Origin of the sequence: Agrococcus pavilionensis RW1 (genome assembly GCF_000400485.1) — a bacterium.
Classification (GTDB): domain Bacteria; phylum Actinomycetota; class Actinomycetes; order Actinomycetales; family Microbacteriaceae; genus Agrococcus; species Agrococcus pavilionensis.
Genome location: NZ_ASHR01000001.1, coordinates 82675 through 96625, shown reverse-complemented (window position 1 = coordinate 96625; position 13951 = coordinate 82675). Strand labels below are relative to the sequence as shown.

Sequence of the window (13951 nt, the reverse complement as noted above, 5' to 3'; positions counted from 1 at the left end):
CCACCGCCTCAACCGCGGCGGCGATCGGCAGGCGAACAACGCGCTCTACCGGATCGCGCTCGTACGCATGAGCTCGGAGCAACGCACCCGGGACTACGTCGCGAATCGCACTGAGCAGGGCAAGACCATGCCGGAGATCATCCGCTGCCTCAAGCGCTACATCGCCGACGAGATCTTCATGCACATCGTCCAGCCTCAGCCCGTGCCCACCATCGACGACCTAAGACCCCTCCGTCACGCCCGAGGCCTCACCCTCGCCACCGCCGCGCAAGCACTCCAGAGCTGGCCATCAGCCATCTCCCGGATCGAACGAGGCGAACGCCGCGACGACGCCTTGGCCGAGCGCTACCGCCAATGGCTCACCGCCGCTTGACAGCAATAGGAGCATCACGCGAGCGGGCGCGGGAGCAGGTTGTGGAGAACCGTTTTGGCCCGGTCAACTGCCGAGTGCAGTGCCGTTCGACACGCTCTGCGCATCGCGCCCGGGCCGGAATCAGCGAGCGTGGCCGGGTCAGAGGAAGACGGCGCCGCGCACCTTGTGGCCCGTCGCGATCGACTCGCCTGAGAGGCTCGAGCGCGGCGAGACGAGGACCGCGACGAGGTCGGCGATCTGCTGCGGCGACGACTCCCCGGGCTTGCCCGCGGCGACCTCCGCGCTCGGCGACTCCGTCACGGGACCGGGGTTGACGACGTTGACCGCGACGCCCGTGCCGGCCAGCTCGTCGGCGAGGTTCTTCGCCGCGATCAGCAGCGCGGCGTTCCGCACCGAGCCGGTGATGTTGCCCGTCAGCAGGGCGTTCTGGCCGCTCACGCCGATGACCCGGCCGAAGCCGGCCTCGCGCATGCCGGGGATGACGGCGTTCGCGACCCGAAGGAACGCCATCGCCTTGCCCTCGACAGCCTCGGCGACCTGCACGGGGTCGCTCAGCCGCGACTGGTCGAGCGTCTGCGCGGCGGGGGCGGCGGTGACGACCACCGCATCCAACCGCCCGTGCTCCGAGCGCACGCGCTCGAGCGCCCGGGCGATGGATGCGTCGTCGGACGCGTCGAGGACGACGTCGGCCGACTCGCCGCGCGCGGCGGCGACGACGGTCGCGCCCTCGGTGCGGAGCGTGTCGACGATCGCGCTGCCGATGAAGCCCGTGCCGCCGACGACGAGCACGACCCGGTCTGAGAGCTGGAGATCCATGGCTCGACGCTAGCGCTCACCGCGCGCCCAGCATCCGCGCGTACGGTCGCGGGCAACCGATGCGCGGGCGCCGGCCCGCCGAGAGGAGGGACGATGCACCACGGTCACGAGGAGGAGCACGCCGGGGGAGCAGGCGCCGGGGGAGCAGGCGCCGGGGGAGCCGGAGAGCAGGCCGTCGACCACAGCGCGCGCATCGCCGAGCTCGAGCGCTGCGCGACGGCGTGCCGCGAGTGCGCCGCCGCCGATGTGCGCGAGGGGATGCTCGACTGCGCCGCGATGTGCGAGGCGTGCGCCGAGCTCTGCACCGCTGTCGCGGGCATCCTGCGACGCGGCGCCGCGCTGCCGCCGGAGACGGTGAGCGCGCTGCTCGAGGCGTGCGCGTCGATGTGCCGCGCATGCGCGGCCGAGTGCCGCCGTCACGACATGGACCACTGCCGCGAGTGCGCGGAGGCGTGCGAGCGCTGCGCCGAGCACTGCGAGGCCGCTGCCGCGTAGGCGCCGACCGGAACGAGTGAGGGCCCGCACCATACGGTGCGGGCCCTGCCGGTGGGCGATACCAGACTCGAACTGATGACCTCTTCCGTGTGAAGGAAGCGCGCTACCAACTGCGCCAATCGCCCGTGCCGCTCAGCGCGCGAGGCGCGTGCGGACCGATCCAGTGTGCCACATCCGGAGCCCCGCGCATGACCAGGAGGGCGCCGGCGCCACGACGCGGGCTCGATTTTGCATCGCGCCGGAGCCGTGGGTATAGTCTTCCAAGGCGCTCAGCGATGAGCCCCGCGGATGTGGCGCAGTGGTAGCGCATCACCTTGCCAAGGTGAGGGTCGCGAGTTCGAATCTCGTCATCCGCTCGAGAGCAATCTCATGAGAGCGAATCTCACACCACCTGGTGGGGTGGCCGAGTGGTGAGGCAGCGGCCTGCAAAGCCGTCTACGCGGGTTCGAATCCCGTCTCCACCTCGATTCCCCTCCTAGGGCGATTGGCGCAGCGGTAGCGCGCTTCCCTGACACGGAAGAGGTCACTGGTTCGAACCCAGTATCGCCCACCATCAGACCCCCAGCTCGACTGGGGGTCTTCGTGTTCCTCGAGGCGGATGCCTCGAGCGCGACCGCGGGCGGCTACCTGGTGCGCGACCAGGCGCCGCCGATGAGCGAGAACTCGACCCATCCGCCGCCCGGCGTCTTGCCGGGCAGCCGCACGGAGCTCACGAGCCGGCTCGCGCGCACGAGCGCCGTGCGCACCTCGCGGCGCGCCGCCCAGCGGCGCAGCGCGAGCGGGTCTGGCCCGCACTCCCGCAGCTCGTCGAGCACCGCAGCGATGTCGGCGGCGGAGTAGACGGTGTGCTGCGTGGGGTGGCTCATGTCCGGAGCCTATGCCCGCTCGGTCGAGCCACGCGTGGCTCGTGGCGACCGGCAGCGCGAGCGATGCGGATCGGATCGACGGCGCCGGCCCGGCGCGCGATCAGGATGCGGGGCTAGCCTCGCCGCGTGATCGCACTCCCCGGCACGGCCGTCGCGCTCGACGCGCGATTCGCTCGCGAGCTCCCGGAGCTCGCGATGCCGTGGCAGGCCGTCGAGCCGCCGGAGCCGAAGCTGCTCGTGCTCAACGACGCGCTCGCGGCCGAGCTCGGCCTCGACCCCGACTTCCTGCGCAGCGACGACGGCGTGCGCCTGCTCGTCGGCACCGCGCTGCCCGAGGGAGCGAGACCCGTCGCGCAGGCCTACGCAGGCCATCAGTTCGGCGCCTACTCGCCCGTGCTCGGCGACGGCCGGGCGCTGCTGCTCGGCGAGCTCGTCGACCGCGAGGGGCGGCTCCGCGACCTGCACCTCAAGGGAGCCGGCCCGACCCGCTTCGCGCGCGGCGGCGACGGCCTCGCCGCGATCGGGCCGATGCTGCGCGAGCTCGTCGTGAGCGAGGCGATGCACGCGCTCGGGATCCCGACGACGCGCTCGCTCGCGGTCGTCTCGACCGGCCGCTTCGTGCGGCGCGACGAGTGGCTGCCGGGCGCCGTGCTCGCGCGGGTCGCGAGCAGCCACCTCCGGGTCGGCACCTTCCAGCTCGCCGCCTCGACGGGTGACGCCGGCGTCCTCCGCCGCCTCGCCGACCACGCGATCGCCCGTCACGCGCCGGCCGCAGCCGAGAGCCCCGAGCCCTACCTCGAGCTCTACCGCGCCGTGATCGCGGCGCAAGCAGAGCTCGTCGCCAAGTGGATGCCCGTGGGATTCGTCCACGGCGTCATGAACACCGACAACATGACCATCTCGGGCGAGACGATCGACTACGGGCCGTGCGCGTTCATGGAGGCGTACGACCCGGCGACGGTCTTCAGCTCGATCGACCACCGCGGGCGCTACGCCTACGGCAACCAGCCGGCGATCGCCGAGTGGAACCTCGCGCGGCTCGGCGAGGCGCTGCTGCCGCTGCTCGCCGACGATCAGGAGCAGGCGCTCGAGCTCGCGGTCGGCGCGCTCAAGGGGTTCGCGCCGCAGTACCGCGCGGCGTGGCTCGCCGGGATGCGCGCGAAGCTGGGCCTCGGGTCTGACGTCGACGACGAGGCCGCCGCGCTGCTCGTCGACGAGCTGCTCGCGATGCTCGAGTCGAGCCGCGTCGACCTCACGACCTTCTTCCGCGGGCTGAGCGGCGTCGTGCGTGGCCGCGCCGACGCGACGCGCGACCGGTTCGTGCACCGGGCCGCCTTCGACGCGTGGGCGGAGCGCTGGCTCGCCCTGCGCCCCGACGCCGAGGCGATGGATCGCGTGAACCCCGTCTACGTGCCGCGCAACCACCTCGTCGAGGAGGCCCTCGCCGCAGCGACGGAGGGCGACCTCGCGCCGCTCGAGCGGCTGCTCGACGCCGTGCGCCTGCCCTTCGACGAGCGCGCCGGCTTCGAGCGCTACGCGGAGCCCGGCCCCGAGGCCGAATTCCGCGCCTACCGCACCTACTGCGGCACCTGACGCGCCGCGACCGCGCTACTCGTCGCTCGCCTCGGCATCCGGTGCGGCGTGCCGCGCCATCCAGACGTCCAGCTGGAAGAGGTCCGTGCTCGTCGCCCAGCCGTCGTGCAGCTCGGGCTCGACCACCGCATCCGTCTCATCGCTTCCCATGGCCGCATCCCATCACGGGCCGCTGACGCTGACCGGGCGCGCGCGGGCGGCGATCTACGATGGAGCGGTGACCACCGGATTCGACCTCTTCTCCGACCGTGCCGTCGTCGCCATGCGCGTCGACGGCGAGCTGCAGGACCTCGCGCGCGAGGTGCCCGACGGCGCGAGCGCGGAGCCGGTGACGATCGACAGCCCCGACGGCCTCGACATCCTGCGCCACTCCGCCGCGCACGTGCTCGCTCAGGCCGTGCAGCGCGTCAACCCGGAGGCGCGGCTCGGCATCGGCCCGCCCGTGCAGGACGGCTTCTACTACGACTTCGACCTCCCCGAGGCGTTCTCGAGCGACGACCTCAAGGCGCTGCAGAAGGAGATGGAGCGCATCGTCAAGGCCGGCCAGCGCTTCGTGCGCCGCGTCGTGACCGACGAGGAGGCGCGCGCCGAGCTCGCCGACGAGCCCTACAAGCTCGAGCTCATCGGCCTCAAGGGCGGCGCGGAGAAGGCCGCCGAGGGCGCCTCGGTCGAGGTCGGCGCGGGCGAGCTCACGATCTACGACAACGTCGACCCGAAGACGGGCGAGGTGGCGTGGAAGGACCTCTGCCGCGGCCCGCACCTGCCGAGCACCCGACTCATCGGCAACGGCTTCGCGCTCACGCGCGTCGCCGGCGCCTACTGGCGCGGCAAGACCGACCTGCCGCAGCTGCAGCGCATCTACGGCACCGCGTGGCCGTCGAAGGACGAGCTGCGCGCCTACCAGCAGCGCCTCGAGGAGGCCGCGAAGCGCGATCACCGCAAGCTCGGCCGCGAGCTCGACCTCTTCTCGTTCCCGGACGAGATCGGCTCGGGCCTGTCGGTGTGGCACCCGCGCGGCGCGATCGCGCGCGGCGAGATGGAGCAGCACGCGCGCCGCCGCCACATCGAGCAGGGCTACAGCTACGTCTACACGCCCCACATCACGAAGCGCGACCTCTTCGTCACCTCCAACCACCTCGTCACCTACGGCGAGGGGATGTGGCCCCCGATCCACATGGACGAGGAGCGCGACGACGAGGGCAACGTCACGAAGCAGGGCGTCGACTACTACCTCAAGCCCATGAACTGCCCGATGCACATCCTCATCTACAAGGATCGCTCGCGCAGCTACCGCGACCTGCCGCTCCGCCTCGCCGAGAACGGGACCGTCTACCGCAACGAGCTCTCGGGCGCGCTGCACGGCCTCACGCGCGTGCGCGGCTTCACGCAGGACGACGCGCACCTCTTCGTCACCCCCGAGCAGCTCGAGGAGGAGACGACGAAGGTCCTCGAGTTCGTGCTCTCGCTGCTGAAGGACTTCGGGCTCACCGACTTCCGCCTCGAGCTCTCGATGCGCGACGACGAGAAGGAGAAGTGGATCGGCGACGAGGCCGTGTGGCAGACGGCGACGGATGCGCTGCGGCGCGTCGCGCGCGCCTCCGGGCTCGAGGTCGTGGAGGAGCCGGGCGAGGCCGCCTTCTACGGCCCCAAGATCGACCTCAAGGTGACCGACGCGATCGGCCGCTCGTGGCAGCTCTCGACGGTGCAGCTCGACTTCAACCTGCCCGAGCGCTTCGAGCTCGAGTACACCGCGGCCGACGGCTCGAAGCAGCGGCCCATCATGATCCACCGCGCGCTGTTCGGCTCGATCGAGCGCTTCTTCGCCATCCTGCTCGAGCACTACGCGGGCGCCTTCCCGGTCTGGCTCGCGCCGGTGCAGGTCGTGGGCGTGCCAGTCGCCGAGGACTACGCCGACTACCTCGAGGACATCGCGGCGCAGCTGCGGGCGAAGGGCGTGCGCGTCGAGGTCGACCGCTCCGACGAGCGCATGCAGAAGAAGATCCGCACGCACACGCTCATGAAGGTGCCGTTCCAGCTCATCGCGGGGGAGAAGGACCGCGACGCGGGCAGCGTCTCGTTCCGCTTCCGCGACGGCACGCAGGACAACGGCGTGCCGGTCGACGAGGCGATCCGCCGCATCGTCGAGGCGATCGAGACGAAGGCGCACGTATGACCGACGAGCGGCACCTCGACGAGCCGGCCGAGCGCGCGGCGCTCCACCGCGACGCGCTCCCGGCGTTCGACCCGGCCGAGCCGCCCGAGGAGCCGCTCGTCGCCGAGCACGCGTGGGGCGCGCCGACCCAGATGTCGAGCGAGCTCCCGGGCGTGCCGGATGCGTTCCAGCGCCTGTGGACCCCGTACCGGATGGTCTACATCCAGAACGGCCAGATGCCCGACGAGCACGCGTGCCCGTTCTGCCGCGCGCCCGAGCTCGCCGACGACCAGGGCCTCATCGTCCACCGCGGCGAGACGTGCTTCGTGCTGCTGAACCTCTACCCGTACAACACGGGGCACATGATGGTGTGCCCGTACCGGCACGTCGGGATGTACGACCAGGCGACGACCGAGGAGGTCGCCGAGATGGCCGTGCTCACGCAGACCGCGATGCGCGTGCTCTCGCAGGTGACGCGCTGCCAGGGCTTCAACATCGGCATGAACCAGGGCCGCATCGCCGGCGCGGGCATCGCCGACCACCTGCACCAGCACATCGTGCCGCGATGGTCGCTCGACTCGAACTTCTTCCCGATCATCGCGAAGACGAAGGCGCTGCCGATCCTGCTCGAGGACATGCGCCAGGACATCCAGGCCGCCTGGCCGGTGTGACGATCGGTCACGTCCGGTGACGCGCCGGGTGCGCGCCGGAGGCTCCGCACCCGCGTAGCATTGACAGACGTGACCGAGAACCGCACCAGCACCACCAGCACGTCCACGACCGGCTCCGCGCGCGTCAAGCGCGGCCTCGCCGAGATGCTGAAGGGCGGCGTCATCATGGACGTCGTCACCCCCGAGCAGGCGCGCATCGCCGAGGACGCGGGGGCCGTCGCGGTCATGGCGCTCGAGCGCGTGCCCGCCGACATCCGCGCGCAGGGCGGCGTCGCCCGCATGTCCGACCCCGACCTCATCGACGCGATCAAGGCCGAGGTCTCGATCCCGGTGATGGCGAAGGCCCGCATCGGCCACTTCGTCGAGGCGCGGGTGCTCGAGGCGCTCGAGGTCGACTACATCGACGAGTCGGAGGTGCTGAGCCCCGCCGACTACGTCAACCACATCGACAAGTGGCCCTTCACGGTGCCGTTCGTGTGCGGCGCGACCAACCTCGGCGAGGCGCTCCGCCGCATCACCGAGGGCGCGGCGATGATCCGCTCGAAGGGCGAGGCCGGCACGGGCGACGTCTCCGAGGCGACCAAGCACATCCGCACCATCAAGGGCGAGATCCGTCGGCTGCAGGGCCTGTCGAAGGACGAGCTCTACGTCGCGGCGAAGGAGCTGCAGGCGCCGTTCGACCTCGTCGCCGAGGTCGCCGAGCGCGGGTCGCTCCCCGTCGTGCTCTTCACCGCCGGCGGCGTCGCGACGCCCGCCGACGCGGCGATGATGATGCAGCTCGGCGCCGATGGCGTCTTCGTCGGCTCCGGCATCTTCAAGTCGGGCAGCCCCGAGCGCCGCGCGGCCGCGATCGTGAAGGCGACGGCCGCGTTCGACGACCCCAAGGCGATCGCGGATGCGTCGCGGGGCCTCGGCGAGGCGATGGTCGGCATCAACGTGGCCGACCTGCCCGCGCCGCACCGGCTCGCCGAGCGCGGCTGGTGACGACCGGCGCGCCGCGCGTCGGCGTGCTCGCCCTCCAGGGCGACGTCCGCGAGCACGTGGCGATGCTCGAGTCGCTCGGCGCCGAGGTGTCGCTCGTGCGCTCGCCCCCGCAGCTCGCGGCCGTCGACGGCCTCGTGCTGCCGGGCGGCGAGTCGAGCGTCATCGACAAGCTCGCGCGGCATCTCGGGCTTCGCGAGCCGATCCGCGAGCGGATCGCGGCGGGCATGCCCGTGCTCGGCACGTGCGCTGGCCTCATCCTGCTCGCCGAGCGCATCCTCGACGGCCTCCCGACGCAGCTGCCCTTCGGCGGCCTCGACGTCGACGTGCGGCGCAACGCCTTCGGCAGCCAAGTGGACTCGTTCGAGACGGAGCTCGACGTGCCCGCGCTCGGCGACGAGCCCGTGCACGCGACCTTCATCCGCGCGCCCGTCGTCGAGCGCGTCGGCGAGGGCGTCGAGGTGCTCGCAGCCGTGGGGGAGCGGATCGTCGCGGTCGAGCAGGGCACCGTCACCGGCATCGCCTTCCACCCGGAGGTCGGCGGCGAGCCCCGCTTCCACCGGCGCTTCCTCGATCGCGTGGAGCGTGTCGGCCGTGCGTGATCGGATGCGCCGGTGACCGTCACCGAGCTCGAGGCACCCGCGCGCGGCCTCGCGCGCCTGCCGTGGCAAGCGCTCTGGATCGCGCTCGCCCTCATCTGGGGCTCGTCGTTCCTGCTCATGAAGCTCGGCCTCGACGCGCTCCACCCGATGCAGATCGCGACGCTGCGCATCGGCGTCGCCGCCATCACGCTCGTGCTGCTCGCGCTCGCGATGCGCGTGCGGCTGCCGAGCGATGCGCGCACGTGGGCGTTGCTCGCGGTGTGCTCGTTCTTCCTCACCGCGCTGCCGTTCACGCTCTTCGTCGTCGCCGAGACGCGCATCTCGTCGAGCCTCACGGGGCTCGCGAACGCCGCGACGCCGATCGCGACGGTGGTCTTCGCGCTCCTGCTGCTGCCGAGCGATCAGCTCACGCCGCGCAAGCTCGGCGCCGTGCTGCTCGGTCTCGCCGGCGTCGTGCTCATCGCGCAGCCGTGGACGGCGCACTCGGGGCCCGACGTCGTCGGCTTCCTCATCGCGGTCGGCGGCGCCGCGTCGTACGGCGTCGGGTGGACGCTCAACCGGCGCCTGCTCGCGCACCGCGAGGTGCCCGGCATCGCGCACCCGACGGCGCTCATGGTCACGGGCCTGCCGATGGTGCTCGTCGCGCTGCTCGGCTGGAGCGCGATCGAGGGCTGGTCGCCGATCGGCTCGCACGCGCCCGAGGCGCTCCCGCTCGCACTCGTGGCGACGATCGCGCTCGGCGTGCTCGGCACCGGGCTCGCCTACGTGCTGCAGTTCGAGGTCGTGCGCGCCGTCGGCCCAACGGTCGCCGCGACCGTGACGTACCTCATCCCGGTCGTCGCCGTCGCGCTCGGCGTGCTCGTGCTCGGCGAGCGGCTCGGGGTGTGGGAGGTCGTCGGCGCGGCGGTCGTGATCGGCGCCGGTGTGCTCGTCGGGCAGCGACCGAAGGCGCGAGCCGCGACCGCGTGACGCAGGGCGCATGGTTCGATCGAGCCGTGCAGCTCTACTCCAGCCGTCCCTCGGCAGCGCTCTGGCAGGTCGTCGCCGATCTCGCCGCCATCGCGACCATCGTCGTCGCCGTCTGGGTCTCGCAGCAGGTGGCGGAGGCCATCCGCTCGCTCGGCGGCTTCGGCAGGCAGATCGAGGATGCGGGGAGCGGCTTCTCGACGACGCTCGCCGACGCGGGGACGGCGCTCGAGCAGGTGCCGTTCGTGGGCGAGGGGATCGCGGCGCCCTTCCGCGATGCCTCGGGCTCGGCCGACGACCTCGCGGCGGCGGGCGTCGCGCTCTCGAGCGGCGTCGAGGCGCTCGCGGCCGCGGTCGGCACCGCGCTGTGGCTGCTGCCGACGCTGCTCGTCGTGCTCATCTGGCTCGTGCCGCGACTGCGGTTCGTCTTCCGCGCCCGCTCGAGCCGCCGGCTCGCGGCGACGCGCGCCGGTCGCGACCTGCTCGCGATGCGCGCGATCGTCGGGCAGCCGACGTCGCGGCTCCTGCGAGCGGTCGACGACCCCGTCGCGGCGCTGCGCTCGGGCGACGAGGCCGCGCTCGGTGCGCTCGCCGCGCTCGAGCTGCGCAGCGTCGGAGTGCGCGCGCCCACGGCTTGAGGAGCTCACCGACGCGCCGCGCTTCCCGGGGCCCGGGACGGGCCCCGGCGCTGGCGTCGCGGTCGAGGCCCGAAAGGGCCTCGACTCCGAGCTCCAGCGCGCGCGCGTAGGATGGACACCCCCTCCCGCGATCAGGAAGCAGCATGTCCGGACACTCCAAGTGGGCCACGACCAAGCACAAGAAGGCCGTCATCGACGCGCGCCGCGCCAAGTCGTTCGCGAAGCTCATCAAGAACATCGAGGTCGCCGCGAAGATCGGCGGCGCCGACCTCTCGGGCAACCCGACCCTCGTCGACGCCGTGCAGAAGGCGAAGAAGACGAGCGTCCCGAACGACAACATCGACCGCGCGATCAAGCGCGGCGCGGGGCTCACGGGCGAGTCGGTCGACTACACGACCATCATGTACGAGGGCTACGCGAGCGGCGGCGTCGCGCTCATGATCGAGTGCCTCACCGACAACAAGAACCGCGCGGCGGCCGAGGTGCGCGTCGCGATGAGCCGCAACGGCGGCACGATGGCCGACCCGGGCTCGGTCGCCTACAACTTCACGCGCAAGGGCGTCGTCTCGATCGAGAAGACCGACGGCGTCGACGAGGACTCGATCCTCGAGGCCGTGCTCGACGCGGGCGCCGAGGAGGTCGTCGACCAGGGCGGCGGCTTCGAGGTGCTCTCGGAGCCGAGCGACCTCGTGCAGGTGCGCACGGCGCTGCAGGAGGCGGGCATCGACTACGACTCCGCCGAGGCCGAGTTCGTGCCGAACCTCAAGGTCGAGGTCGATCTCGAGACGGCGCGGAAGGTGCTGCGGCTCGTCGACGCGCTCGACGAGCTCGACGACGTGCAGAGCATCTACGCCAACTACGACATCCCGGCCGAGGTGCAGGCGCAGCTCGACGAGGAGGAGTAGGCCGTGCGCCCGGGCGCCGTGCGCGTGCTCGGGGTCGATCCAGGCTTGACGCGCTGCGGCGTCGGCGTCGTCGACGTCGAGCGGCGCACGCCGACGCTCGTGCACGTCGAGGTCGTGCGCTCGAGCGCCGACGAGGCGATCGAGCAGCGGCTGCTGCGCATCGCGCGGGGCGTCGAGGCGGCGATCGACGAGCACCGGCCCGACGCCATCGCGCTCGAGCGGGTGTTCGCCCAGGCGAACCTGCGCAGCGTCATGGGCGTCGCGCAGATCTCGGGCGTCGTGCTGCGCGCGGCCGCCGAGCGCGGCATCCCGATCTCGCTCCTCACGCCGACCGAGGTCAAGTCGTCGGTGACGGGCTACGGCGCCGCCGACAAGCGCCAGGTGGGGGAGATGGTGCGCCGGCTCCTGCGGCTCGACGCCGCGCCGAAGCCGGCGGATGCCGCGGATGCGCTCGCGATCGCGATCGCCGAGGGCTGGCGCACGCGCGTGCCCGCGAGCGGGACGCCGAGCGGCTCAGCGACCCCGGCGCAGCGCGCGTGGGCCGCGGCCGAGGCGCGCGCTCGTCGCTAGCGCTGGCGCAGGCCCCGGCGGCCGATCTCGACGGCGATGAGCACGACGAGGCAGAAGGCGAGCAGGCCGGCGGAGAAGACGATGCCCTCGAAGCCCACGAACTGCGCCGCCGAGCCCATGACGACGAACGAACCGATCATCACGATCATGAGCAGCAGGAACTGGATGTAGCGCATGGGATCTCTCGGGTCGGACCGGCAACGGGCGCTGCAAGGCTATCAGCGCGCGGCGCGGCCGGCGCCGTGACTCGAGGGGCCCGGCATAGGCTGATCGGGTGATCTCCTCCCTCGACGGCACGGTGCTCGCCGCGCGCGGCCAGCGCCTCGTCGTCGGCGTCGGCGGCGTGGGCTTCGCGGTCGCGGTCACGCCGCAGACGTCGCTCGCCGCGCGCGTCGGCGCTCCCGTGTCGCTGCGCACCCACCTCGTCGTGCGCGACGACGAGCTCTCGCTCTACGGCTTCGAGACCGAGGCCGAGCTCGACGCGTTCGAGCTGCTCATCGCCGTCTCGGGCGTCGGCCCGAAGTCGGCGCTCGGCGTGGTCGCGCACCTCTCGCCCGACGAGCTCGCGCGGGCGGTCGCGGCGGAGGACGAGAAGGCGTTCAAGGCCGTGAGCGGCATCGGTCCGAAGACGGCGAAGCTCATCATCCTGCAGCTCACGGGCAAGCTCGCCGCACCGGCGGCGCCGCAGCCCGTCGCGCCCGGTGCGGATGCGCGGGCCGACGTGCTCACGGCGCTCACGGGGCTCGGGTGGCCCGAGCGCACCGCCGCCGACGCGATCGAGCGCGCGGCGGGCGCCGCGCCGGAGGCCGCCGCCTCGACCGGCTCGCTGCTGCGCGCCGCCCTCGCGATCCTCGGGCCCGGAGCCCGACCGTGACCGACCCGCTGACCGACCCGGCGGCGACGCCCGACGAGCTCGCGTTCGAGGGCGCGCTGCGCCCCACGAGCCTCGCCGAGTTCGTCGGCCAGCCCAAGGTGCGCGGGCAGCTCGAGGTGCTGCTGCAGGCGGCGCGGCTGCAGGAGCGCACGCCCGACCACATCCTGCTTGCCGGCCCTCCCGGGCTCGGGAAGACGACGCTCGCGACGATCATCGGCGCCGAGACCGGCCGACCCATCCGCTACTCCTCGGGCCCCGCCATCCAGCACGCGGGCGACCTCGCCGCGGTGCTCTCGGCGCTCGTGCCCGGCGAGGTGCTCTTCGTCGACGAGATCCACCGCATGGCGCGCTCCGCCGAGGAGATGCTCTACCTCGCGATGGAGGACTTCCGCATCGACATCATGGTCGGGAAGGGCGCAGGGGCCGCCTCGATCCCGCTCGAGCTCGCGCCGTTCACGCTCGTCGGCGCGACGACGCGCTCGGGCATGCTGCCCGCGCCGCTCCGCGACCGCTTCGGCTTCACCGCGCACCTCGAGTTCTACGAGCCCGACGACCTCGAGCGCGTGCTCGCCCGCTCGGCGCGGCTGCTCGACGTCGAGATCGAGCGCGCCGCGCTCGCCGAGCTCGCGCGCCGCTCGCGCGGCACGCCCCGCATCGCCAACCGCCTGCTGCGGCGCGTGCGCGACTGGCTGCTCGTGCACGCGGGCTCGAGCGACCTCGACGGCGTGCGCGCGGCGCTCGAGCTCTACGACGTCGACGAGGCGGGGCTCGACCGCATCGACCGCGCGGTGCTGCACGCGATCGCGCACCGGTTCCGCGGCGGTCCCGTCGGGCTCTCGACGCTCGCGGCGGCGATCGGGGAGGAGGCCGACACGATCGAGTCGGTCGTCGAGCCCTTCCTCGTGCGCGAGGGCCTCATCGGCCGCACCCCGCGCGGCCGCGTCGCGACGCCCGCGGGCATGCGGCACGCGGGCGCCGAGCACCTGGACGCGACGCTCGACGGGGTATGATGGGCCCTTGGTCGAGCGCGCAGCCGCGCCCGGCGAACCACCCCGAGAGGTCCCTTCACGACGATGCTGTTCCTGCAGACGACGCCCGCCGCCCAGACCGGGTTCGCCCTCGACCCGCTCACCATCATCATGCTCCTCGTCCTCGCGGCGATGATCTTCTTCATGTTCCGCAGCAACAAGAAGCGCAAGGCGCAGGCCGAGGAGCTCCAGTCGAAGATGGTGCCCGGCTCCGAGGTCATGACGAACTTCGGCCTGTTCGGCGAGCTGCGCTCGATCGATGAGGAGCGCAACGAGGCGTTCATCGAGGTCTCGCCCGGCACGATCGTGCGCGTGCACCGCCAGACGCTCGCCCGCGTGGTCGACGACCACGTCGAGGAGACCTCGGACACGTCGATCGACGACGCCGGCGACGCCGGCGAGCCGCGCGACCGCGCCTGAC

18 protein-coding genes and 4 tRNA genes are annotated in these 13951 nt (G+C 72.6%); 17 read left to right on the top strand and 5 right to left on the bottom strand.

The features are described from left to right. Positions 1–373, top strand: a 373-nt coding sequence (locus L332_RS30250) for a helix-turn-helix domain-containing protein (protein WP_031223147.1), incomplete at its 5' end; no start/stop codon positions are given. 138 nt (positions 374–511) lie between these two features. Here L332_RS30250 and L332_RS16365 read toward each other — a convergent pair. Continuing rightward, on the bottom strand, positions 512–1189 hold the full coding sequence (locus L332_RS16365; RefSeq protein WP_021009298.1) for an SDR family NAD(P)-dependent oxidoreductase: 678 nt from the start codon (positions 1187–1189) through the stop codon (positions 512–514). Positions 1190–1282: 93 nt separating this feature from the next. Between L332_RS16365 and L332_RS0114495 the strand changes: the two genes are divergently transcribed. After that, positions 1283–1684, top strand: a complete 402-nt coding sequence (locus L332_RS0114495) for a ferredoxin (protein ID WP_021009297.1) — start codon at positions 1283–1285, stop codon at positions 1682–1684. Positions 1685–1736: 52 nt separating this feature from the next. Here L332_RS0114495 and L332_RS16360 read toward each other — a convergent pair. Next, positions 1737–1809: transfer RNA gene (locus tag L332_RS16360), tRNA-Val, on the bottom strand. A 159-nt stretch (positions 1810–1968) separates the two neighbouring features. Between L332_RS16360 and L332_RS16355 the strand changes: the two genes are divergently transcribed. The 3 genes from L332_RS16355 (at position 1969) to L332_RS16345 (ending at position 2237) form a co-directional block, all read left to right on the top strand. Continuing rightward, positions 1969–2040, top strand: a tRNA-Gly gene (locus L332_RS16355). A 37-nt stretch (positions 2041–2077) separates the two neighbouring features. Beyond that, positions 2078–2148 (top strand) — tRNA-Cys (locus tag L332_RS16350). Between the two features lie 14 nt (positions 2149–2162). After that, positions 2163–2237, top strand: a tRNA-Val gene (locus tag L332_RS16345). A 70-nt stretch (positions 2238–2307) separates the two neighbouring features. Here L332_RS16345 and L332_RS16340 read toward each other — a convergent pair. Further along, complete coding sequence (locus L332_RS16340; RefSeq protein ID WP_021009296.1) at positions 2308–2550, bottom strand: hypothetical protein; 243 nt, start codon at positions 2548–2550, stop codon at positions 2308–2310. A gap of 126 nt (positions 2551–2676) precedes the next feature. Here L332_RS16340 and L332_RS16335 point away from each other — a divergent pair, with 126 nt between their 5' ends. Further along, positions 2677–4143, top strand: a complete 1467-nt coding sequence (locus tag L332_RS16335) for a protein adenylyltransferase SelO (protein WP_021009295.1) — start codon at positions 2677–2679, stop codon at positions 4141–4143. Between the two features lie 15 nt (positions 4144–4158). Here L332_RS16335 and L332_RS30850 read toward each other — a convergent pair whose 3' ends face one another. After that, the gene (locus L332_RS30850; RefSeq protein WP_021009294.1) at positions 4159–4293 is read right to left on the bottom strand and encodes a hypothetical protein; all 135 of its coding nucleotides are present in this window, start codon (positions 4291–4293) and stop codon (positions 4159–4161) included. A gap of 112 nt (positions 4294–4405) precedes the next feature. Here L332_RS30850 and thrS point away from each other — a divergent pair, with 112 nt between their 5' ends. The 8 genes from thrS (at position 4406) to ruvC (ending at position 11628) form a co-directional block, all read left to right on the top strand. After that, complete coding sequence (gene thrS, locus L332_RS16330) at positions 4406–6316, top strand: threonine--tRNA ligase (RefSeq protein WP_052588548.1); 1911 nt, start codon at positions 4406–4408, stop codon at positions 6314–6316. A gap of 131 nt (positions 6317–6447) precedes the next feature. After that, positions 6448–6966 carry an HIT family protein gene (locus tag L332_RS0114490; RefSeq protein WP_031223144.1) on the top strand — a complete coding sequence of 173 codons (519 nt, stop codon included), beginning with the start codon at positions 6448–6450 and terminating at the stop codon, positions 6964–6966. A gap of 69 nt (positions 6967–7035) precedes the next feature. Beyond that, positions 7036–7950 carry a pyridoxal 5'-phosphate synthase lyase subunit PdxS gene (gene pdxS / locus L332_RS16325; protein ID WP_021009291.1) on the top strand — a complete coding sequence of 305 codons (915 nt, stop codon included), beginning with the start codon at positions 7036–7038 and terminating at the stop codon, positions 7948–7950. Beyond that, complete coding sequence (gene pdxT / locus L332_RS16320) at positions 7944–8549, top strand: pyridoxal 5'-phosphate synthase glutaminase subunit PdxT (RefSeq protein ID WP_031223148.1); 606 nt, start codon at positions 7944–7946, stop codon at positions 8547–8549. Before pdxS ends, pdxT begins: the two co-directional genes overlap by 7 nt. A 12-nt stretch (positions 8550–8561) precedes the next feature. Continuing rightward, a complete protein-coding gene (locus L332_RS16315) occupies positions 8562–9518 on the top strand; it encodes a DMT family transporter (RefSeq protein WP_021009289.1) in 957 nt (318 codons plus the stop codon). 26 nt (positions 9519–9544) lie between these two features. Then, a complete protein-coding gene (locus tag L332_RS16310) occupies positions 9545–10153 on the top strand; it encodes a hypothetical protein (protein ID WP_031223142.1) in 609 nt (202 codons plus the stop codon). Positions 10154–10296: 143 nt separating this feature from the next. Next, positions 10297–11058 carry a YebC/PmpR family DNA-binding transcriptional regulator gene (locus tag L332_RS16305; protein WP_021009287.1) on the top strand — a complete coding sequence of 254 codons (762 nt, stop codon included), beginning with the start codon at positions 10297–10299 and terminating at the stop codon, positions 11056–11058. A gap of 3 nt (positions 11059–11061) precedes the next feature. Next, on the top strand, positions 11062–11628 hold the full coding sequence (gene ruvC, locus L332_RS16300) for a crossover junction endodeoxyribonuclease RuvC (RefSeq protein WP_021009286.1): 567 nt from the start codon (positions 11062–11064) through the stop codon (positions 11626–11628). On the opposite strand, the gene L332_RS16295 is transcribed toward ruvC, so the two are convergent. Continuing rightward, positions 11625–11804, bottom strand: a complete 180-nt coding sequence (locus tag L332_RS16295) for a hypothetical protein (protein WP_021009285.1) — start codon at positions 11802–11804, stop codon at positions 11625–11627. The genes ruvC and L332_RS16295 overlap by 4 nt on opposite strands. Before the next feature lie 98 nt (positions 11805–11902). On the opposite strand from L332_RS16295, the gene ruvA reads away from it, so the two are divergent. The 3 genes from ruvA to L332_RS16280 all read left to right on the top strand — a co-directional run bounded on the left by ruvA (position 11903) and on the right by L332_RS16280 (position 13950). Then, positions 11903–12502 (top strand): Holliday junction branch migration protein RuvA, encoded by a 600-nt coding sequence (gene ruvA, locus L332_RS16290; protein WP_021009284.1) that lies wholly within the window; start codon positions 11903–11905, stop codon positions 12500–12502. After that, positions 12499–13512, top strand: coding sequence for a Holliday junction branch migration DNA helicase RuvB (gene ruvB / locus L332_RS16285; protein ID WP_021009283.1), 1014 nt, complete (start codon positions 12499–12501; stop codon positions 13510–13512). Before ruvA ends, ruvB begins: the two co-directional genes overlap by 4 nt. Positions 13513–13575: 63 nt before the next feature. After that, positions 13576–13950 carry a preprotein translocase subunit YajC gene (locus tag L332_RS16280; protein ID WP_021064821.1) on the top strand — a complete coding sequence of 125 codons (375 nt, stop codon included), beginning with the start codon at positions 13576–13578 and terminating at the stop codon, positions 13948–13950. Position 13951 lies beyond the last annotated feature (1 nt).